Source organism: Acrocarpospora macrocephala, assembly GCF_009687865.1.
Classification (GTDB): domain Bacteria; phylum Actinomycetota; class Actinomycetes; order Streptosporangiales; family Streptosporangiaceae; genus Acrocarpospora; species Acrocarpospora macrocephala.
In genome coordinates, this window is the sequence record NZ_BLAE01000010.1 from 133,205 (window position 1) to 152,928 (window position 19,724).

19 protein-coding genes and 1 pseudogene are annotated in these 19,724 nt (G+C 68.8%); 11 read left to right on the plus strand and 9 right to left on the minus strand.

All coding sequences use genetic code 11. The features are described 5' to 3' along the window. Window positions 1-78 precede the first annotated feature (78 nt). The 4 genes and pseudogenes from Amac_RS57690 to Amac_RS09970 all read left to right on the plus strand — a co-directional run bounded on the left by Amac_RS57690 (window position 79) and on the right by Amac_RS09970 (window position 1,110). Window positions 79-510: pseudogene (locus Amac_RS57690) on the plus strand (replication initiator). After that, window positions 507-692, plus strand: a complete 186-nt coding sequence (locus Amac_RS09960; protein WP_155354028.1) for a helix-turn-helix domain-containing protein — start codon at window positions 507-509, stop codon at window positions 690-692. The pseudogene Amac_RS57690 and the gene Amac_RS09960 overlap by 4 nt, the downstream one beginning before the upstream one ends. Further along, window positions 689-880 carry a helix-turn-helix transcriptional regulator gene (locus Amac_RS09965; RefSeq protein ID WP_155354029.1) on the plus strand — a complete coding sequence of 64 codons (192 nt, stop codon included), beginning with the start codon at window positions 689-691 and terminating at the stop codon, window positions 878-880. Before Amac_RS09960 ends, Amac_RS09965 begins: the two co-directional genes overlap by 4 nt. Then, window positions 877-1,110 carry a hypothetical protein gene (locus Amac_RS09970; protein ID WP_246268207.1) on the plus strand — a complete coding sequence of 78 codons (234 nt, stop codon included), beginning with the start codon at window positions 877-879 and terminating at the stop codon, window positions 1,108-1,110. The genes Amac_RS09965 and Amac_RS09970 overlap by 4 nt, the downstream gene beginning before the upstream one ends. 41 nt (window positions 1,111-1,151) lie before the next feature. Here Amac_RS09970 and Amac_RS09975 read toward each other — a convergent pair whose 3' ends face one another. From Amac_RS09975 to Amac_RS10000, 6 genes are all read right to left on the minus strand, one after another. After that, a complete protein-coding gene (locus Amac_RS09975; protein WP_218040985.1) occupies window positions 1,152-2,306 on the minus strand; it encodes a sensor histidine kinase in 1,155 nt (384 codons plus the stop codon). After that, window positions 2,303-3,001: a response regulator transcription factor gene (locus tag Amac_RS09980; RefSeq protein WP_155354030.1), complete on the minus strand. Its 699-nt coding sequence runs from the start codon at window positions 2,999-3,001 to the stop codon at window positions 2,303-2,305. Before Amac_RS09980 ends, Amac_RS09975 begins: the two co-directional genes overlap by 4 nt. Beyond that, window positions 2,973-4,175 (minus strand): glycosyltransferase, encoded by a 1,203-nt coding sequence (locus Amac_RS09985; protein ID WP_155354122.1) that lies wholly within the window; start codon window positions 4,173-4,175, stop codon window positions 2,973-2,975. Before Amac_RS09985 ends, Amac_RS09980 begins: the two co-directional genes overlap by 29 nt. Then, complete coding sequence (locus Amac_RS56005) at window positions 4,061-5,035, minus strand: hypothetical protein (protein ID WP_155354031.1); 975 nt, start codon at window positions 5,033-5,035, stop codon at window positions 4,061-4,063. The genes Amac_RS09985 and Amac_RS56005 overlap by 115 nt, the downstream gene beginning before the upstream one ends. Next, complete coding sequence (locus tag Amac_RS09995; protein WP_155354032.1) at window positions 5,032-5,688, minus strand: DUF998 domain-containing protein; 657 nt, start codon at window positions 5,686-5,688, stop codon at window positions 5,032-5,034. The genes Amac_RS56005 and Amac_RS09995 overlap by 4 nt, the downstream gene beginning before the upstream one ends. A gap of 73 nt (window positions 5,689-5,761) precedes the next feature. Beyond that, window positions 5,762-6,385, minus strand: coding sequence for a TetR/AcrR family transcriptional regulator (locus tag Amac_RS10000; protein ID WP_155354033.1), 624 nt, complete (start codon window positions 6,383-6,385; stop codon window positions 5,762-5,764). Window positions 6,386-6,518: 133 nt separating this feature from the next. Between Amac_RS10000 and Amac_RS10005 the strand changes: the two genes are divergently transcribed. Continuing rightward, a complete protein-coding gene (locus Amac_RS10005) occupies window positions 6,519-7,148 on the plus strand; it encodes an MSMEG_1061 family FMN-dependent PPOX-type flavoprotein (protein WP_155354034.1) in 630 nt (209 codons plus the stop codon). 17 nt (window positions 7,149-7,165) lie between these two features. Further along, entirely contained in the window at window positions 7,166-8,071 is a 906-nt protein-coding gene (locus tag Amac_RS10010; protein WP_155354035.1) for a PDR/VanB family oxidoreductase, read from the plus strand. Between the two features lie 51 nt (window positions 8,072-8,122). Here Amac_RS10010 and Amac_RS10015 read toward each other — a convergent pair whose 3' ends face one another. Both Amac_RS10015 and Amac_RS10020 read right to left on the minus strand, forming a co-directional pair. Further along, window positions 8,123-9,205 (minus strand): DUF6183 family protein, encoded by a 1,083-nt coding sequence (locus tag Amac_RS10015; protein WP_155354036.1) that lies wholly within the window; start codon window positions 9,203-9,205, stop codon window positions 8,123-8,125. 250 nt (window positions 9,206-9,455) lie between these two features. After that, window positions 9,456-11,024, minus strand: a complete 1,569-nt coding sequence (locus Amac_RS10020) for a DUF1593 domain-containing protein (protein ID WP_218040988.1) — start codon at window positions 11,022-11,024, stop codon at window positions 9,456-9,458. A 612-nt stretch (window positions 11,025-11,636) separates the two neighbouring features. Between Amac_RS10020 and Amac_RS10025 the strand changes: the two genes are divergently transcribed. Continuing rightward, a complete protein-coding gene (locus tag Amac_RS10025; protein WP_155354037.1) occupies window positions 11,637-13,343 on the plus strand; it encodes an FAD-dependent oxidoreductase in 1,707 nt (568 codons plus the stop codon). Between the two features lie 15 nt (window positions 13,344-13,358). Then, window positions 13,359-14,315, plus strand: a complete 957-nt coding sequence (locus tag Amac_RS10030) for an NADP-dependent oxidoreductase (protein ID WP_155354038.1) — start codon at window positions 13,359-13,361, stop codon at window positions 14,313-14,315. A gap of 8 nt (window positions 14,316-14,323) precedes the next feature. Here the strand turns inward: Amac_RS10030 and Amac_RS10035 are convergent, their stop codons facing one another. Further along, window positions 14,324-15,769: an MFS transporter gene (locus Amac_RS10035; RefSeq protein WP_170322413.1), complete on the minus strand. Its 1,446-nt coding sequence runs from the start codon at window positions 15,767-15,769 to the stop codon at window positions 14,324-14,326. A 596-nt stretch (window positions 15,770-16,365) separates the two neighbouring features. Here Amac_RS10035 and Amac_RS10040 point away from each other — a divergent pair. The 3 genes from Amac_RS10040 to Amac_RS10050 all read left to right on the plus strand — a co-directional run bounded on the left by Amac_RS10040 (window position 16,366) and on the right by Amac_RS10050 (window position 19,721). Then, the gene (locus tag Amac_RS10040; protein WP_246268217.1) at window positions 16,366-17,784 is read left to right on the plus strand and encodes an ABC transporter substrate-binding protein; all 1,419 of its coding nucleotides are present in this window, start codon (window positions 16,366-16,368) and stop codon (window positions 17,782-17,784) included. A gap of 78 nt (window positions 17,785-17,862) precedes the next feature. Then, entirely contained in the window at window positions 17,863-18,822 is a 960-nt protein-coding gene (locus Amac_RS10045; RefSeq protein WP_218040990.1) for an ABC transporter permease, read from the plus strand. Further along, window positions 18,819-19,721: an ABC transporter permease gene (locus Amac_RS10050; protein WP_155354041.1), complete on the plus strand. Its 903-nt coding sequence runs from the start codon at window positions 18,819-18,821 to the stop codon at window positions 19,719-19,721. Before Amac_RS10045 ends, Amac_RS10050 begins: the two co-directional genes overlap by 4 nt. The last annotated feature ends 3 nt before the right edge of the window (window positions 19,722-19,724 follow it).

A 19,724-nucleotide genomic window follows, 5' to 3' on the forward strand; every position in this document is an offset into this window, starting at 1 on the left:
CCCCGGACGTAGCTACCCGCCTTCGACGACGAACCGGGCCGTGTCCTACGCTGGGGCGCCCAACTCGACATCCGCCCCATCACCGCATCAGGCGACCTCACCGAATCCGCGGTAGCGGCTTACGTCGCCAAGTACGCCACCAAAGCCGCCGAATGCGTCGGCACCCTCGACCGGCCCATACGGCTGACCGACGACCTGGCCACCCTCCCGGTCCGCGACCACGCCCGACGCCTCATCGCCGAATGCTTCCGCCTCAACGGCCGGGAAGCGACGGCAGATCTCAGCATCGCCCACTAGGCTCACATGCTCGGCTTCCGAGGGCACTTCTCGACCCGCTCCCGGCACTACTCGGTGAACATCGGCGACATCCGCGCCGAACGAACCGCACACGCGCGTCTCCCGCTCTTCGACGAAACAACGGCCGAGTTCGTCGCTACATGGGACTACGTAGGTCGTGGCCTCTCCCTCGGTGACGCCCTCATCGCCGACAGCCTGAGCGGTGCCCTATGACCGGTCTCCTGCTGACCGTCGAAGAAGCCGCCGAGGCGTTGGCGATCTCGTCCAACAAGCTCGACCAGCTTCTCGACTCCGGCGCCATCGATTCCATCCGCGCTGACGGGTGCCTCCTCATCCCCATCGGCTCCCTTCACCTCTACGTCCTCGGCCTGGCCTCTCTGGAGGCCGCCGTATGAAGCGGAATGACGAACTCCTCACCGTGCCGCAGATCCTCCGCGAACTCGGCGGAGTCTCCTGCCGGACGTTCTACCGCTGGCGCGAACTCGGCCACGCCCCACGCGGCCTGAAACTGCCCAACGGCGAGATCCGCGTCTACCGAAGCGAACTCGCCGCCTGGCTCGACTCCCTGCGGGAGGCGTCGTGAACCTGTCATACGACGTCAAGCTGTGGGAGATCAAACGCAACCAGTCGAGCAAGGCACCGTCCTACGTGGTCCGCTGGGCGGTCGGGCGCAAGGAGAGGTCTCGGAGCTTTCGCACGAAGGCCCTTGCCGAAAGCTTCCTGTCCGACCTCCGCCAGGCGGCCAAGCGGGGTGAAGCCTTCGACATCGACACCGGTTTGCCCGTGTCCATAGCCCAAAGCAAGAAGACGTGAAAGGCCGGGGGTGGGCTGCCACCGTGAGATTCCGCAGTGTCCTAAGCGCCTGGCGGCGCCAGCGGCAGGCGGACGGTGAAGGTCGCGCCTTGGCCCAGGCCGTCGGACGTGGCCGTGATGCCGCCGCCGTGGGCGCGGGTGATGCCGCGCGCGATGGTCAGGCCGATGCCGCTGCCGCCCGCGGGGGCCGGGCGGCCGGGGTGCTCGACGCGTTCGAACCGGGTGAAGATCCGGGTGAGGTCGTGGGCGGCGATGCCGATCCCGTCGTCCTGGACGGTGATCTCCACATGCGGAGCCGGGCTGGCGCCGGTGCGTACGGTGACCGACACCCGGCCGCCGGGATCGCAGGCGCGCAGGGCGTTGCCCAGGAGGTTGACCAGCACCTGGGCGATGCGGCCTGAATCGAGCCGGGCCTTGACCGGCGGGCCGGGGGTCATGGCGAGCGTGACCTGACCGTCGTCGAACTGAGGACGCAGCTTTTCGACGGTGGTCCGCGTCAGGGCCGTCACGTCGGTGAGCGAGTGTCGCAGGGTGAACGCGCCCTCCTCGACCCGGGAGAGGTTGGACAGGTCGTCCGTGAGGCGCCGCAGCCGGGTGAGATCGTCGGTGAGGGAGGCGAACATGGCGTCGTCGGGGGTGAAGATGCCGTCGGCCATCCCCTCGATCTGGCCGTTGAGGATGGTGATCGGGGTGCGCATCTCGTGGGCGATCTCCGAGACCAGGCGGGCGCGGCGCCGCTCGATGTCGGCGAGTGCGGCGGCCAGTCGGTTGACGTCCTCGACCAGCGCGGCGAGTCCCGGCTCGCGAGGGACGGTGAGGACATCGTCGTAGTGCCCGTCGGCGAGGCGGTGGGTCGCCGCGCTGACCTGGCGCAGCGGCCGTAGCAGGAACCGGGAGAACACGAGGGACAGGCCGAGCGCCGCGATCATGCCGACGGCCAGCGCGGGCACGACCATCTCGAAAACGATGTCTCCTTCGCCGGGGCCGACCAGCGCGGCCACCAGCGCTTCGAGGTCGGTACGCCCGGTGGCGGGCCCCTGGCGCCAGAACATGTCGGAGGTGGAGTTCATCACCAGGAGCGACACGACCAGGACCGTCAGGTGGGACAGCGTCAGGCGGATGGTCAGCGGCAGCGCCAGCAGCCGCCGTACCGCGGCCCAGGCGGTCCTCCGGGGGTGACGGGGCGGGCGGGTCATCCGGCGGGGCGGGCGAGGAAGCGGTAGCCGATGGCGCGCACCGTGCCCACGAACCGGGGCGCGCTCGCGTCGTCGCCGAGCGCGCGCCGCAGCGTGCGGATGTGGACGTCCACCACGCGTTCGTCGCCGAAGAAGTCACGGCCCCATACGTGCTCGATCAGCCCGCGGCGGGTGAACACCCGGCCCGGCGCGCGGGCCAGGGCCACCAGCAGGTCGAAGTCGAGCGCGGACAGCTCCACCGTACGGCCGGCGTCGCAGGTGACCGTACGCGTGCCGGGGTCGATGACCAGGCCGTCGAAGCGCAGCGTCCGTTCCTCCGTGGCCGGGGCTTCCGCGCGGCGCAGGATGGCCCGCGCCCGCAGGGCGAGTTCACGGGCGCTGAACGGCTTGGTGACGTAGTCGTCGCTGCCCGCGGTGAAGCCGATGACCCGGTCCACCTCCTCCGTCCGGGCGGTGAGCAGGATCACCGGAACCTGGCGGGTCGCCCGGATCCGGCGCAGCACCTCGAACCCGTCCAGGCCGGGCAGCATCACATCCAGCACGATCAGGTCAGGCCGCTCGCGGATGGCCGCGGCGAGGCCGGCCGGGCCGTCTGACGCCTCCAGGACCTCGAAGCCGTCCGCCTCCAGGTAGCCGCGCAGCGTCATCCGGATCTTGGGTTCGTCGTCAACGACCAGAATGCGCTGTGTGCTCATGGTTCTCCCTGCCATGGGCCGTCGTGAGCTTGGCCGCTTCCTGATAGAGGGTTTCGAAGGCGTCCAGGGTGAGCCCGATGTCATGGCGGGCGACGATCTCCCGGCTGGCTTCGCCCATCCGCGTCCGGCCTTCGGGGTCGCCCAGGATCGAGCCGAGGGCCGCGGCCAGGGCCGGGACGTCGCCAGGCGGGAAGAGCAGTCCGTTGCGTCCTTGGTGCACCAGATGGGGCAGCGCCGTGGCGTCGGCTGCGACGCCGGGCTTTCCGGCGGCCATGGCCTCCATGGTAGCCAGGCTCTGCAGTTCGGCGGTGCCGGGCATGCAGAACACGTCGCAGCGGGCGTAGGCGTCCAGGAGCTCCTGGTCGCCGACCAGGCCGTGGAAGGTGACGCGGTCGGCGACGCCGAGCGCGCGGGCCAGGTCCTCCGGGTCACGGCGGCGGGAGCCGTCGCCCACGATCTCGGCCGTGACCGGGAGCCGCGCGGGCAGCAGCGGCAGGGCGCGCAGGAGTTCGCCCACGTTCTTCTCCGCGTCCAGCCGGCCCACGAACAGGACGCGTAGTCCCTCGCCCTGGTGTTTCGCCGCAGGCTGTGCGAAGCGGCGCAGGTCCAGGCCGCAGGACACCGGGAAGACGGCGTCACCGGCGAGGCCGTGCTCGCGCATCAGCCGCACGGCGCGGGGGGTGGGGGCGGTGACGATCTGGGCGCGGTGGAAGACCCGTACGAAATCGCGCCAGGCCAGCCGGGACGCGGCGGCGGCGAGCCGGTCCGGAAGGGAGGTGTGGCCGACGAGGTTCTCCGGCATGAAGTGGTTGGTCGCCACCACCGCGACGGCCGCGCGCCGCGCGGCGCTGATCAGTGTCCGGCCCACGGCGAAGTGGGACTGCACGTGGACGACGTCGGGGGCGATCCGGTCCAGCAGCCGGGCGGCCGAGCCGCGGATCTGCCAGGGCAGGCAGACTCGGAAGGTGGGATGGAACGGGGTTCCGTGGGAGGCGAGCCGGTGCACGGCCGGACCGCCGGGCGTGGCGCGCTCGGGACCGGCGCCCGTGGCGGGGCAGATCACGTGCACGTCGTGGCCTCGGCCGGCGAGTCCGGTGGCCAGGCGGTGGGCGAAGTTCGCGGCGCCGTTGACGTCGGGCGGATAGGTGTCGGCGCCGATGACGATACGCCGGATGGTACTGCCGGACATGGGTGCTCCTGTCGTGCGGAAAGGGATAGGGGGAGGACGGCGCGGGAGAGGCGGACGACCCCGCCGACCGCGACGGCGGCGAAGGCCAGCCCCAGCGCGGCGATCGGCAGGGTCAGGCCGGGGGCCTCGCCGAGCAGGCCGATGCCGATGGTGACGGCGACCAGCGGGTCCACGACGGTGAGGGTCGCCACCGTGCTCTCGGGCGGACCGTCGGCGTAGGCGCGCTGCACGAGCCAGAAGCCGGCCAGGACCGTCGCCGCCAGACCGGCGAGCGTGCCGACCAGGGGCGCGCTGATGCCGTACGAGGCGAACTGCTCCGTCGCGGCCCGGATCAGCACGGAGGTGCAGCCATAGGCGGTGCCCCCGCCTATGCCCAGGACCAGGCACCGGGCCCGGCCCCTGAGCGGACGGGCGACCAGCAGGCAGGCGGCCACCACGGCGCAGACCAGCGCACCGGCCTGAATCTGCGCCGCCGTGGAGACCGGGCGGGGGACGGTGTTCAACGCGGCGAGCACCGCGAAGCCGCCCGTCCCGGCGAGGATCGCCGCCAGCGCGCGGCCGGTGTCCCACCGCAGCGGGGCGCGTCGCACCCGCAGCGCCCACACCACGCTGATCACGATCCCGAGCACCCCGGCCGGCTCGATCACGGTCACCGGAGCCAGCCGCAGCGCGTTGACCTGCAATACCGCCCCCGCCGCCAGCAGCGCAAGACCCGCCAGCCAGCGGGGCCGCCGCACCGCGGCCGCCAAGGACGCGCCACCCGCCGACGCGCCGTGCTGCAGCCAGGTCCCGGCCGTGAAGCAGCAGGCGTTCAGGACCGCCAGGCCGATGGCGAGCCAGGTCACCTGCCCTCCCGGCTCGCCGGCACCACGCCGGCCAGCGTGAACAGCAGGCTCATCTCCAGGGCGAGGGTGACCCGCTCGGCCAGCCCCAGCCAGCCGCCGATCTCCTGTACGGCCGGGGTCTGGGCCGGGGCCGTGGCGCACAGATGCGCGCACATGAAAGCGAGGCAGCCCGCCACACTCGCCCAGGAGGTACGGCGCAGCGACCGCGCCGTCGCCTCCCAGCCGGGCCGTCGCCCCAGCCGCCGGGCGATCAGGAGTCCGGCGGCCGGGAGTGCCGCCACGGCTCCGCCCGCCGCGTACCGGTGCACCAGCCCGCCTATGGAGGGGACGCCCGGCGGATCGGTCCGGAAGACCGCCGCGAGGGCCAGCCCGCCGCACCACGCGCCCAGCAGTGCGATCGCCGGCGCGCCGACCGGCAGCCTGGACCGTACGAGCCCGGCGACCAGCGCCGTCGATCCCATCGAGAGACAGGCCACGGTCCCGGCGAAGACCCGGTCCGCGCCCTCGTTCAGCGCGTAGTCGCTGAACACGTGCCGGACGGTGTCCACCTGCTTCGCCCAGCCGAGGTGCAGGGCGGCGGCGCCGACCAGCGACCCGGCCAGCCCGGCGTGCGCCGCGACCACGAGTTTTCGGGTGAGGGGAAAGCTGTCCATGCCCCGACAGCGAACCGGGGCATCGTGTGGCGCGTACGACTTCGACCGTGAAGCTTCCGTGAAGCGGGCGCCGTCAACCGGCGGCCGTGAGGTAGCGGGTGAGCATGGCCACCAGCTCGTTCTCGAACCGGGGGATGTCGATGGGGTCGGGCGCGGCGATGAGCTGGTGCACGACCAGTTCGACGGTGCTGACGGTGAGCCGGGCGGCGGTCTCCGTGTCGCCGACCCGGACCTCGGGGTGGCGGTCGAGCAGCTCCCGCATGTAGGCGACGCGCTCCCGCTCGTGCCGGGAGATCTTGTCCAGCAGCGCGTGGGAGCGGGGCGCCTGTTCGACCATGACGCGCAGGAGCTGCGGGTCGTCGAGGTGGTTCTCGATCGCGGTCCGTACGTAGCGGCGGACGATCTCCTCCAGCGAGCCGGGCAGCCCGTTCTCCTCCCGGCGCGCGAGATCGGCCATGCCGGCGTCGAGGTGCCGGGCCAGCAGCTCGACGAGGATCGCGTCCTTGTTCGGATAGTACTGGTACAGCGAGCCGATCGAGATCCGCGCCCGCTCGGCGATCCGGTTGGTGGTGCCGGCGGCGTAGCCGTGCTCGGCGAAAACGTGAGCAGCGGCCGTGAGGATGCGCTGCCGGGTGAGCTCGGCCCGTACCTGGCGTGGCTGTTTACGTGGCTGAAGCCGCCGCTTGTCGGACGTCATGGCACCCCCTGGACGGCAGCACGAAAGCGAGTAGCGCACGAACTGAATAATTGCTCATAATTGTGCCATGACCTGCGCCGACGCGGCGCTCTTGATCGCGAACGGCGATCCACCCCCAGAGAAGGAGTCCTTGATGACGCATGCCCTCACGCGGCCCCGGCGGGTGCCGCAGGACGAGGTGCTCGCCCGGCTCGGGGAGCCCGAGCCCATGACCAAGGCCAAGATTTTCGACCGCGTCGACCAGCACTCCCGCCGCTTCATCGCCCACTCCCCCTTCCTGACGATGGCCACGGCGGACGCGGCGGGACGCGCCGACTGCTCGCCCCGCGGCGACTACCCGGGGTTCGTGAAGGTCCTCGACGACCGCACGCTCGCGATTCCCGACCGGCCCGGCAACAGGCTCGCCGACTCCTTCCGCAACCTCGCGGAGAACGACGGGATCGGGCTGCTGTTCCTCGTCCCCGGAGTGCGCGAGACGCTGCGGGTCAACGGCCGCGCCTATCCCACGGACGAACCCGACGTGCTCGTACGGATGCAGACCGAGGCCAGGCAGCCGGCGCTGGCGCTCGTCGTCGAGGTGGCCGAGGTCTATCTGCACTGCGGCCGAGCGCTCATCCGCTCGAGGCTGTGGGATCCCGCGAGCCAGGCCCTCGCCGCGGAGATCCCGTCGGCGGGTGAGATCGCCATCGGCCAGCTCGGGCTCGACCTCGATCCGGAGCTCATCGACCGCAAGCTCGAAGCCGACTACCGCGAACTGTACTGACCCAAGGTGATCTTCCGATGCAACTGACGATTCTCGACCGCGTGGACCGGGTCGCCGACGGCGTCCTCTCCCTCGTCCTGCGGGGCGCCGGCCCGCTGGCGCCATGGGAGCCGGGCGCGCACGTCGATCTGGCGCTGCCGAACTGGCTGACCCGGCAGTACTCGCTGTACGGGGACCCGGCCGACCGGGAGCGTTACCGCATCGCGGTACGCCACGAGCCGCTGAGCCGGGGAGGCTCGGAGTACGTCCACCTGTTCCTGCGCCGGGGCCGGACCCTGGAAGTCTCCTCGCCGCGCAACAACTTCCCGCTGCTGGCCGCGCGGGAGTATCTCTTCCTCGCCGGCGGGATCGGCATCACCCCCATCCTGCCGATGCTGCGGGCCGCCACCCGGGCGGGGGCCACGGCGAGGCTGGTGTACGCCGGGAGGTCGGCCGCGACCATGCCGTTCACCGACGACCTGCGCTCCTCCTACGGCGACCGGGTATCCATCCTCGCCGAGGACGAACAGGGCAGGCCCGACCTCGCCGCTCTGGCGGCCGGCCTGAGCCCCCGCGCGCTGGTGTACTGCTGCGGCCCCGCGCCGATGCTCGCCGCGGCCGAGGCCGCCTTCCCCGCCGAACGCCTGCACATCGAACGTTTCCGCCCAACGGCCAGGACGTTCCCGCCCAACACCGCCTTCGAGGTGGTATGCGCCCGCTCGGGCCAGACGGTTCACGTCTCCCCGGAGGAGTCGATGCTGACCGCCCTGACGCACGCCGGGCACCCCGTGCCCTCCGGCTGCCGCGAAGGCGTGTGCGGAAGCTGCGAGCTCACCGTCCTCGACGGCGAACCCGAGCACCGCGACGACATCGGCGCCCCAGCGAACCGCATGTACGCCTGCGTGTCCCGGGCACGCTCACCCCGCCTCGTGGTGAACCTCTGAGGACTTGCTGCCCAAGGTGCGCATGCAGTACGACGAGCCCGGTCGTCAGCGTCAGTTGGTGTCTGTCGCGGCCAGCACCGACAGGGTCCGGCCGTCCGGGGTGACGACGGCCAGCCCGATGTCCCACGCGATCCTCTTGAACCATCCCGAGTCCGCCCCGAAGGTGAACCAGGCGCACTGCCCAGCCCGCTCCTCGACCTCGGCGGCGGTCGCGCCCTCCAGGGCGGCGCAGAGGCCGGCGAGGGAACGCCACGCGGCCAGCCGCCCGTAGGCGCCCCGGAGCCCGGAGTTGCGGGCGCCTCCGGTTGACGCGGCGGAAAAGAGCAGCCGCCAGGCACGGTCGGGCCTACCTGGGACGATCGTCGCGGGTTTCCCCTCCAGGCAGGCCAGCCCCAGTTCGGCGAACCCGCCGAGTGACCCTGCCAGGGTGTACGTCCGCGCCTCGACGCGGCCGTTGGACTCCTCGGCCCAGTTGGCCACGGCGGCGGCGATCAGCGTGGCGGCCGCGTCCGTGGTCGTCTCCGTGACCTGCGTGGCCGCCTCGGATGGGACGCCCGTCTCGCCGGGGATCCCCGACCAATACGGGACGCTCCCGCCCCGGACACTGTACTGAGGCAGGGCCGGGTCCCCCTCGACGGCGCACAGGGTCAGCGGCAGCCACGACAGCGGGTGGGACCGCCAGTCCGGCGAGGCCAGCCAGCCACGCACCCCGGGAATCTCCTCGACCGCCACCTTCCGAAGCACCAGCTCCTGAACCAGGCAGGCACGCAGATCGGCCGGGACGTCACGGCCGGTGAAGGCGACCGCCAGCTCCGCCGCCGGATGGCAGGCCGCCAGCAGCTCCATCCCGTGGTGCGCCAGCTTCGGAGCGTTCGTCTGATACGCCGAAACCAGCCGCAACGTCTGGGTTACCGCCTCCACGCCGGGCGCGAATGCCAGTAGCCGCAACAGACGGTGGCGCACAAGCCGTACCTGCCACGCCCGGGATTCGTCCGGCCCGGCGAGGGCAATCCCGAGGTCCGCGACGAAAGCGGCGTCCCCCCGGGCGAGCCGTTCCTCAGCCGCTGCCCACACGCCGGCGACCTTTGTCATGGCCGGTAACGCGGCGACAATCTCCTGGATCTCGTCGGTCACCTCACCGAGCATAGGCGTACCGAACGCACCTACCGGGCGAACCTGAAAGCATGATCACCACGATTCTGGCCAGCATCGCGCTGCAGATTCGAAGTGATCATCTTCTGACGGGAAGGGCGCTTTTCCGTGCCCGGGACCGTCACGTTTCGGAACGGGCATCTGAGGATGAGGCCGACGGCGGTACTACGCACGGCGGGCGGCGGAGGGCGCGAGATGCGCTTCCTCCGCCGCCCTAGGGGGTATCGGGTGCTCAGCTCTTCACGGTCAGTACGACACGCTGGTAGGAGGTGAGGGCGGGAGAACCGTTGTCCGTGCTCTGCAGGACCAGGTGGATGGTCTGGCCGGGCGCCGCGTCGTCGGGGACGCGGAACTGTACCTTGGCGAGGTCCCGGCCGGGCGAGCTCTGGGTGAGCGAGACGGTGCCGGGGTAGGTGTCCGCGTCGGTGTACTGCCACCACTTACTGGTGACGTCGTCTCGATCGGGATCCGTGGCGTGGCCGACGAGTGTGACCACCTGGCCCCGGCGGACGTCACGGTCTGGCTGTCCGCTCACCTTGACGCTGGGCCGGTGGTTCGCGGCGGAATATCTCGGGGTGACGGTCCACTTCATCCGGGCGGCGAAGTCCTCCTGAGCCGCGCCGAACCAGCGGGCCGAGGCGTAGTCGGATGAAGAGGTTCCGCTGGGGTCGACGTCGGGACCGCTCCGGCCGCCCCAGCCGCCGTAGCTCGCGTCGACGTAGCCGCGCAGTCCGTTGTCGAGCAGGTTCATGAAGATCGATGTGTCTCCTTCGGAGATCCACGATCCCTTCTCCTGTGGCGGAGTCCACACGATGTATCCCATCGCCCGGAGTTCCGCGGTCGTCAGGCCGGAGAAGCCGAAGTAGTCGAAGATGTCGCCGGGCACCATCTGCTTTCCGTCGCCCCAGACGCGGTAGAACGCGCCGAACGGTCCCACATCCGACACGTTGGCTTTCGTCCACGCCGAGGACAGATACTTGCCGTCCTCGGGCCGTACGGCATTGCGCGCGCCGTAGCCCCAGATCCTGGTGGACATCTGGCGGAACTCGATGTCCGGCCAGTTGGGCTTGATGTAGTTGGCGTAGGTGTTGTCCTGGTCGCCGAACGACTGGATGATCGCCTTCTGCGACACCTTCTGGTAAATGGCGGGCCACTGGGGCGTGTTCTCGTACTGGTCCTTGATGGACTTCAGTGCCCGGGCGATCGTGCTCTGACCGGCGCCGGTGAGCAGGTAGACAGGCCCGGGCCGGTTGTCCAGCAGCGCTCGCCTGACCAGGTCGGATCCGGGGGAATCCGTGGAGATGTCGCCGTCGAACTGGATGTTGCCGTTGAGGATTCTCGACGTCAGCTCTCGCGGGTCGGGGTATCCGTCGGCGTGCTTCCGCAGATTCGGGTACACCTGCTGGTAGATGTCGACCGCATCGTGAATGAAGCGTTCGCCGGGACTCCAGCGCCACGAAGTGCACGGGCAGAGGTTCAGTCCGAACCTGGTGTACTCCCGCCCCGGCACGAACCATTTCGTGCCATTGCCGTCGCCGGCCCAGTGCACGCCGCTGCTGGAATATATCAGCGCTTCGGTGCTGAACTCGTTGCTGTAGAGCAGGTAGCGGATAAGCGTGTTCTGGTCATCCAGTTCGGGGTCGTGCATAAGGATGACGCGCGGCTTGTCGTTGACCGGCCTTCCGGCACCGTCCGCCGAGGCGGGAGCGGCGGGCGTCATGCTGCACAGAACGGCGGCGGCCAGGCCCGGGATCGCCGCCCGCCTCAGGGCGGCGCGCAGCGATGATGCGGCTTTCTTCATTTGTGCGTCTTTCTTTGCAGGGGGTGCTGTTACTGAGAATGAGTTTGCTGGAATTCGTGAGCGGAGGAAGGCTGCGGGAAGTCGGCAGCGTTTCTCCGGCTCCCGTCGATCTGCACGGCTAACGGAAACCGAAGGCCAGTAGTGAATTTTTATTCATGCCTGGTGGTTTATTCAGTAACCTGAAATTAACGTGCCGCCCCAAAGTTGTCAACGGCATCGAAGCGGCGCCGCGGACCTCCGGCCCCGGCTGCCGGTAGGCCGCCGAGTTTCCAGCCGGTGATCAGTGTGCGGCGGCGCGGAGGGGTCGACGCGATCTGCTCTGGCGTCGCGTGCCAGGGCGTCCCGTGACCGGGCAGACCCAGGATGCGCGGATCTCGGCGAGGCGGCGCAGCGCGACTCGTGCGTTCCAGATGAGCCCATCTAGCGGCCAGAACTCCTCCGGGCCTGCTCGTCGGTGACGGCCACGTGGCCGGGGAGTGGATCCCGACCGGCAGCGGGTGTCGGCCTCAAGGCCTGAAGATTGAGGTCGCTAAGGGGCCTTGTTGCCTGACCGGCCTACGGTTAACGTGACGTTACCAAGATTCTAGAAATGTCAATGCAAGCGGGTGGGCCATGGATTCCACAACTGAGTCATTCGACCTCGTCATCGTCGGAAGCGGTGGAGGAGGGTTGACCGCGGCTTTGGCAGCGGCTGAAGCGGGACTCAAGCCGGTGGTCCTGGAAAAGCGGGAGGTTGTCGGAGGCTCGACATCGATGTCGGGGGGCGTCATCTGGATGCCGAACAATCCCTTGATGCGGGCCGCGGGTGTGCCGGACTCGTACGAGGCGGGACTGACCTACCTCCAGTCCGTGGTCGGGGAGCCGGACGACGCCTCGTCGCTGGAACGGCGGAAAGCGTTCCTCGCTCAAGGGCCCGCGATGATCTCGTTTATCCAGCGCAAGGGCGTCAAGCTCACCCGCTGCGAGGGCTACAGCGACTACTACGACAACCGCAAGGGCGGACACGCCCGCGGACGCTCGATCGAGGGGATCCCTTGGGACGGCAAGCAGCTCGGTGAATGGCACAGCAGGATCAACCCGGGCATGGGTCGCAACCTCGATCTGGCGGTCATGACCAACGAGGTGCGGAACCTTCCCGCCGCGTTCCGTTCGGGTCGCTCGTTCCGAGCCGCGGCTCGCGTGGTGTTACGCACGAAGATCAGCAGGTTACTCGGCAAGGACCTGCTCACCAACGGCATGTCGCTGGTCGGCCAATTGACCAAAGCCTGCGTCGATGCGGGCATCCCGATCTGGCTGAACACAGAGGTGCGGGAGCTCGTGGTCTCCGAGAGCCGGGTCGTCGGCGTACGGGCCGAGCGTGACGGTGTGCCCACGGTCGTGACCGGCACCGGCGGGGTCCTGCTCGTGGCGGGTGGCTTTGAGCGCAACGGCGAGATGCGGCTCAGGTACAACGCGGAGACGCAGCCGAACGACGGTGAGCGAACCATGGGCAACCCGGGCAACACCGGCACGGTCTTGCAGGCCGCCATCGCGCTCGGGGCGAAGGTGGACTACATGGACGAGGCGGTCTGGAGCCCCGCCCCCCGGCGAGAGATCGCCATCTCGAACCTCACCACCGCCCGGCAGTTCCCCCACACGATCTTCGTGAACAAGTCGGGCCGGCGCTTCGTCAACGAGTCGAACTCCTACATCGAGGTGGTGAAGGCGATGTACGCGAACGATGCCGTGCCCGCCTGGCTCATCTTCGACGACGCGTTCCGGCGCAAGTACCCGTGGGGACGAGGCATGCCCAAGATCCGCAACCTCGCCTCGGTGCTTCCCGGCCGGCTGCCGGAGGAGTGGTTGTCCCAAGGCTGGATCAAGCGGGCCGACACAGTGGAAGAGCTCGCCCGGCTGATCGGCGTCGACCCGCGGACACTGGCCACCACCGTCGCGAACTTCAACGAGTACGCCGCCCGGGGGCAGGACCCGGAGTTCAACCGTGGCGTGTCACAGTACAACAAGGCGTTGGGAGACCCCGGGAACAAGCCGAACCCGGCCGTCGGCACGCTCGCCGAGCCGCCGTTCTACGCCACGGAGATCTTCGCCGCCGATGTGGGGACGATAGGCGGCGTCCTCACGAATCAGTACGCCCAGGTACTGGACCAGCAGCTCGAGCCGATCGCCGGCCTGTACGCCGCGGGCAACATGGCCGCGACGGTCGTCGGGCGGACCTACCCCGGGGCCGGCGCGAGCATCGCCCACACGATGACCTTCGGCTACATAGCCGCCCACCACGTGGCTGACCTGCGGATGCAGGGCCGAGTCCCGGCGTCCTGACGGGAGGGCGTACGGATGCACAGTGAGGAACAGGCGCCTGCTGTCGGGCTCACGAGGTTCGGTGGACCGGAGGTGCTGCGCCTCGTCGGCGTCCCGATCACCGAGCCCGAGGGCGCGCAGGTCCGAGTGCACGTGAAAGCGGCCACGGTCAACCCCACCGATGTGCTGTTCCGCACTGGCCGGATCACCGGCCGGCTCCGGGAGGACGGGGGCCCGCTCGTGCCTGGGATGGACTTCGCCGGGGTGGTGAGCGCGGTCGGTGACTCGGCGACCTGGTCGGTGGGGGACCGGGTGGTCGGCGCGACTCTCCCGGGCATGGAACCGGCGAGTGGCGCCTACTCGAGCCAGGTGATCGTCCAGGACGACTCCCTGACGACTCTCCCGGCGGGAAGCGACTTCGTCTCCGCCTCAACCCTGCTCATGAATGGGCTGACGGCCATGCGCGCGCTCGACGACCTTCCCCCCGGGGGCGTGCTCGGTGTGACGGGTGGCGCGGGCGCCGTGGGTGGCTACACGATCCAGCTGGCGAAGATCCGCGGCTGGACGGTGGTCGCCGATGCGACGCCCGGGGACGTTTCGCTGATCGAGAGCCTGGGTGCTGACCGGGTCGTCGCACGTGGAGACGGTGTCGGCGCGCGCTTCATGGCAGCAGCCGGGAGGCCCTTGGACGCGGTCGTGGATGCCGCCTTGGTCGGACCGGAGGACCTGATGCCGGCGGTCCGGGACAGCGGCTGGTTCGTGACCGTACGACCCGACGACTGGCAGCCCGAGCGCGCGATCACCAAGTTCATGACGGTCTGTGTCGCGTACTTCCACGACCGGGCGAAGATCGACTACCTCAGGGACCGAGTCGAGGATGGTTCGCTGACTCTCCGGGTCGCGACGACGTTCGAGCCGTCCCAGGCGGCGGAAGCGCACCGTACCCTCGAACGCGGCCGCGTTCGAGGTCGGCTGGTGCTGGACTGGACCTAGCGCAACGATCAGGGCGCGGTCGCCGATTCGGTCACAAGCCCGCCATGTCCGTCCGGGAGCCGGTCGCGCCGCGGGATCGCGGTCGTCAGCAGTGCCGCTGTCATGGACAGCACGACACACGCCCAGAACAGCAGGTGGTAGGTCTCGGTGGTCGGATACTCGGTCCCGTCGAAGGTGACTGCGGTGAACGAGGTGACGGCTGCCATGCCGGCCGTGGACAACGACGTGCCGAGCATCCGGCAGAGGGTGTTGATGCCGTTGGCGGACGCGGTGTGCTCGGACGGGACGGCGGCCATGATGATCATCGGCATGGCCGACAGCGCGAGACAGGTTCCGACGCAGACGAGGACCGCGCCGAGGGCGATCTCGAACACCGATCCGTCGAGGAGGATCCGGGCCACGTAGCTGGCGGCCATGAACAACGCCCCCGCGATGAGCACCCAACGACCACCGAAGCGACGCAGCAGCCGGGCGGCGAGGGGCGACGCGGCCGCCACCGCACCGGCCGGGAACGCCATGACCAGTCCCGTCGCATCCGCTGAGAGGCCCAGGCCACCTGCCACGAATTCCGGCACGGCCAACTGCTGGCCGGCCAGGAAAAGGTTGATCAGCATCGCCATCGCGATGATGATCGCGACGATGTTCGTCAAGGCGACCGGTCTGAGCACCAGCAGCCCCAGATGGACGATGGGATCGCGCTGCCGCCGCTCCCAGGGCACCCACGCGAGGAAGGCGACGAGACTGAGCAGGGTCAGCCCGATGATCGGACGGCTCAGCCAGCCCCAGACGTTGCCCTGGGTGACCACGAGAATGAGAGGAGTCAGCGCGACGGTGAGGAGCAGCGCCCCGAACCAGTCGATCGACTGCTTCGACTCGGTCACGCGCTTGGGCAGCATCGTCCAGACCAGGAACGCGAGCAGCGCGCCGAGGATCGCGAGCCCCCAGAACAGCGAACTCCAGCCCAGATGGGTGTACATGAAGCCGGCCAGCGGCAGTCCGAGCGCGGAGCCGGCGCCCAGCGTCCCACTCATCAGGGCCACCCCGAAGCCGACCCGCTCCGGTGGCAGCACGTGCTTCATCAGGCTCATCGCGACGGGCACGAGCGCTGCGGCCACTCCCTGGAGGGAACGGCCGACGATGGCCAGCGCGAAACTGTCGCTGATCGCCAGGAGCAACGAGCCCAGCACCAGGCCGATCAGCGTGGCCACGATGATCAGGCGCGCTCCGAACATGTCGGCCAGGCGCGTGAGGATCGGCGTCGCGAGCGCTCCCGCGAGCAGCGTGCTCGTGATGATCCAGGAGGCCGGCACGGCGCTGACGTCGTAGATCTCGGGAAGGCGCGACACCAGCGGAACGAGCAGGGTCCCCCCGAGCGCGGCCACGATGCCGACCATGCACAGGACCACGATGACCGCGTTCGGGCTGCTGGCGCGGCGCACGTACCCGCTTCGCATCAGCGCCATCCCGCTGAGCGCGCGGTTGTCATTGTCATGTGACGGGGCCCTTCTCTCGTCGGGTGAGTCGCCTGTCTCCCCTTGGCGTAACCAGATAGTTCCATGATTATGGAACTATACGACTTCGAACCGGTATGTAGCAGTGGGTGCGACCGGCTTAGTGATCTCGCCCACGGGAGGCACGCCCCTTGGAAAACGCCGAGTACCTCGGGCTTTTCGCGTCCGAGATCGCTCCCCGGCCCTGATCGGGACCTGCCGACCTCGGCTTCAAGATCGCCGCAGCTTAGTGACTACTTCTATACATTTGGAAGCATTGACATGACACCTCGGCCGTCCTAGCGTCGGGCCAAGCATTACAGCGGTGTTTCGGGCGGATTCCTGTGGTCAGCCGTCGTTCAAGTGCGTCGACCTGGCATCAGTACAAACACGTTCCCAACCAAAGGAGCAGGGATATGAGGGTCGGTCGACGGCTATCCCGCATGGTGGTCGCCCTCGTGGCGGCATCAACAGTTGCGGCATGCGGCAGCAGCGCCGCGGAACCCAGCGGCGGAAGTGTTCCGAATGACGGGACGCCGCGTCAGGGTGGCGAGTTGACGATGTCCAGGCTGGGCCAGCTCAACTCACTTGACTCGGCGCTGTGCTCGAGCAGCGCGTACTACATCTGTGCGGCGCTTTACGGGACGCTGGCGCGGTACAGCTTCGAGGATCAGAAGTTTGAGCCGGCGATGGCGGAGTCGTTCGAGTCCGCGGACGGCAAGGTGTGGACCCTGAAGCTCCGGTCCGGGACCAAATTCACCGACGGCACGCCCTACGACGCGGAGGCGGTCGCCTTCAATTGGGAGCGGCTGAAGGACCCGGCCCTGCTGTCGTTCGCGGGCTATTGGCTCTCCCAGATGACGTGGAAGGTCGTCGACCCGCTCACCCTCGAGATCACGCTGGCCAGCACGAACTACCAGTTCCCCTGGGCCCTGCAGTACGACCTCGGCTCGATCGGTTCGCCGACCGCGATCAAGGCCAAGGGAGAGAAGTTCGCGACCGAACCCGTCGGCGCGGGCCCGTTCGTGGTGGACACCTGGGTGCCGGGCTCCCAGATCCAGCTGAAGCGCAACCCCGGCTACGTCGAGAAGGGCTTGCCGTACCTCGACCGCATCACCTACGCGACGGTGGTCCAGGATGACCAGCGCGTGAACGCGCTGCGGGCCGGCCAGGTCGACCTCACCGCGACCTTCCTGAAGCGGTTCGGCCGCGAACTCCAGCCGGAAGGGTACGGAGTCCACGCGATCCCGCTGTTCGGCGGCACCGGTCTGGGCTTCAACCTGAAGGACCCGATCATCGCAGACCCGGACCTGCGCCAGGCTCTTCTGCACGCGTTCAACGCGCCCCAGTTGACGGCGGCCGCCTACCCGGGTGATGAGCCGCCGGACGCGTTCTTCCCGAAGAACAGCCCGTATCGCGATGCCGCCGTGACGTACCCGAAGTTCGACCTGACCGAGGCTCAGCGGCTCTTCGACGCGTATCTCGCCAAGACGGGAAAGACCAGCCTGGACTTGGAGATGCTCACCTACAGCCCAGCCCCGATCATGAAGCAGGTGGGCGAGGTCGTCGCGGCGCAACTCAACAAGATCAATGGCCTCCACGTAGAGCTCAAGCCGACGGAGAACGCGGTCATCAGCCGGCTGTTCCGTGAGGGCAAGTTCCAGATCTCGGTGCACGCGTCGGTGATCAGCCAGTCCCCGGTGACCGTCTACCGCACCCTCTACACCGGCGGCGACCTCAATGTGTACGGCTACTCCAACCCGAGAGTCGACACGGCGCTGGACACGACGATCCACTCGACGGACGCCAACGAGGTCGCCGAGGCGTGGAAGGTCGTGGGCGCGGAGATCTCCAAGGACGTGCCAAACCGGCTGTTCGCCTATGAGCAGGACGTCATCTTGGCCGCCAAGCACGTGCACGGAGTCAACCCGGTCACGCTCTACGCGGCGTCGCCGGAACTCCTGTGGGTGGACAAGTAACACGCGGGGGGACACGCCGACCGCGCCTTCAGGGACGGGCGGCGAGAAAGGGTGCGAACCGATGGCGAGGAAAATCTCGTGACCACATTGATCCGACGGCGGATGTTCTCCATGGCGAGGTTCGTCCTCCTGCTCGTCATGGTGAGCGTCGCAACGTTCCTCCTGCTGGAGCTGATCCCCGGCGATCCGGTCGACGGGCTGCTCCCCGAAGGCGCCACGGAGGAGATGCGGCAGCAGCTCATCCAACTCTACGGGTTCGACCAGTCCCTGGTGACGCGATACGTCTCCTGGCTGGGAGATCTCCTCCACGGTGACCTCGGGACATCGTGGCAGACCAGGATCCCGGTGGCGACGACGATCGCCGAGCGGGCTCCAGTCTCTCTCGAGCTGGCCGTCCTGGCGATGGCGCTCGCGCTCGCGGTCGCGATTCCCGTCGGGATATACAGCGCGTACCGCCCCGGCGGGATCGTCGACAGGATCGCGACGTTCATCGCGTCCGCGACGCTGGCGACCCCGGCATTCGTCCTCGCGATCGTTCTCGTCTGGGTGTTCGGCGTCCAGCTCGGATGGCTGCCCATCGTCGGGTGGGTGCCGTTCAGCGAGGATCCGTTCCAGCATCTGAGGGCGGTCATCCTCCCGGTCATCTCCCTGGCCGGCGGTGAGTGCGTTCTGTTCATCAGGCTGCTCAAGGGCGACATGATGGCGACCCTGCAGCAGGACCACGTCCTGTCGGCTCGGGCGCGCGGCCTTCCGACCTGGCGGATCCTCGTACGTCACGCGTTGCGGCAGTCGTCATTCTCCCTGGTCACGGTCTCCGGCGTCGTGATCGGCCGGCTCATCGGCGGCGCCGTCATCGTCGAGATGATCTTCTCGATCCCCGGACTGGGTTCGCTTGTCGTCATCGCGATCAACAACCGCGACTTCATCACGGTCCAGGCGATCGTTCTGCTGAGCGCCCTCATCTATCTGGTTCTGAACAGCCTCGTGGATCTGGCGTACCCGCTGCTGGATCCGCGCGTGAGGAGGGCTACGACATGACGGATGTCGTCGGTCACACGGGCTCCGCCCTGTCAGTCCCGCCGACCGTGAAGTCGGCCGACGCCGCCCCGGTCGTCAAGCGGCGAAGGCGTCGGCGCGACTACGGGGCGCCGCTGGGCGCGGTGTGGCTCGGGCTTGTCGTCGTCGGGGCGATCACCGCGGATTGGCTTCCGCTGGCCGATCCCAATGAGATCGGCAACGTCTTCAGTGCCACCCCTGGCTTGGGCGATCATCTTCTGGGCACCGACATCCTGGGACGCGACATCCTCTCGAGGTGCGTCTACGGTGCCCGGATCTCCATGGCGGTCGGGCTTGGCGCGACCGCGCTCGCCATGGTGGTGGGTGTCGCCTTCGGGATGGCCGCGGGTTATTTCCGCGGAGCCGTGGACTCCACGATCTCGCTGTTCGTGAACTTCCTGATGGCGTTCCCCCCGCTGATGTTCCTCATCGCGCTGGTGGCCGCCATGCGACCGAGCCTGACGAACCTCGTCCTCGGCTTGGCTCTCCTGGGCATCCCGAACTTTGCCCGTATCGCTCGCGCGAACACCATCGCCTTCGCCGAGCGGGAGTTCGTCACGGCGTCCAAGGCGCTCGGCGCGAGCCCGTTCCGGGTGCTCACTCGCGAGCTGCTGGCCAACGTGATGCTCCCGGTCATGTCGCTGATGCTCGTGGTGATGGCCGCGCTCGTCGTGGCGGAGGGAAGTCTCAGCTTCCTGGGACTCGGCGTGCCGCCGCCGACCCCGAGCTGGGGAGGCATGCTCGCCGACGGCCGCAGCCAGATGAACGAACATCCGCATCTCGTCATGATCCCCGGGCTGTTCTTCTTCCTCACGGTGTTCGCGTTCAACAGGCTCGGTGACTGGGCACGGGGCCGAATCGGCAGGGAGTCGTCGCTATGAGCA

Excerpts from the sequence above, each read along its gene's own strand:
- Amac_RS09960 (WP_155354028.1), top strand. The coding sequence starts at position 507 with ATGACCGGTCTCCTGCTGACCGTCGAAGAAGCCGCCGAGGCGTTGGCG.
- Amac_RS10050 (WP_155354041.1), top strand. The coding sequence starts at position 18,819 with ATGACGGATGTCGTCGGTCACACGGGCTCCGCCCTGTCAGTCCCGCCG.
- Amac_RS10000 (WP_155354033.1), bottom strand. The coding sequence starts at position 6,385 with ATGACGTCCGACAAGCGGCGGCTTCAGCCACGTAAACAGCCACGCCAG.
- Amac_RS10020 (WP_218040988.1), bottom strand. The coding sequence starts at position 11,024 with ATGAAGAAAGCCGCATCATCGCTGCGCGCCGCCCTGAGGCGGGCGGCG.
- Amac_RS09980 (WP_155354030.1), bottom strand. The coding sequence starts at position 3,001 with ATGAGCACACAGCGCATTCTGGTCGTTGACGACGAACCCAAGATCCGG.
- Amac_RS09995 (WP_155354032.1), bottom strand. The coding sequence starts at position 5,688 with ATGGACAGCTTTCCCCTCACCCGAAAACTCGTGGTCGCGGCGCACGCC.
- Amac_RS10035 (WP_170322413.1), bottom strand. The coding sequence starts at position 15,769 with ATGCGAAGCGGGTACGTGCGCCGCGCCAGCAGCCCGAACGCGGTCATC.
- Amac_RS10010 (WP_155354035.1), top strand. The coding sequence starts at position 7,166 with ATGCAACTGACGATTCTCGACCGCGTGGACCGGGTCGCCGACGGCGTC.
- Amac_RS10040 (WP_246268217.1), top strand. The coding sequence starts at position 16,366 with ATGTCCAGGCTGGGCCAGCTCAACTCACTTGACTCGGCGCTGTGCTCG.
- Amac_RS10030 (WP_155354038.1), top strand. The coding sequence starts at position 13,359 with ATGCACAGTGAGGAACAGGCGCCTGCTGTCGGGCTCACGAGGTTCGGT.
- Amac_RS09975 (WP_218040985.1), bottom strand. The coding sequence starts at position 2,306 with ATGACCCGCCCGCCCCGTCACCCCCGGAGGACCGCCTGGGCCGCGGTA.
- Amac_RS10005 (WP_155354034.1), top strand. The coding sequence starts at position 6,519 with ATGACGCATGCCCTCACGCGGCCCCGGCGGGTGCCGCAGGACGAGGTG.
- Amac_RS10025 (WP_155354037.1), top strand. The coding sequence starts at position 11,637 with ATGGATTCCACAACTGAGTCATTCGACCTCGTCATCGTCGGAAGCGGT.
- Amac_RS09965 (WP_155354029.1), top strand. The coding sequence starts at position 689 with ATGAAGCGGAATGACGAACTCCTCACCGTGCCGCAGATCCTCCGCGAA.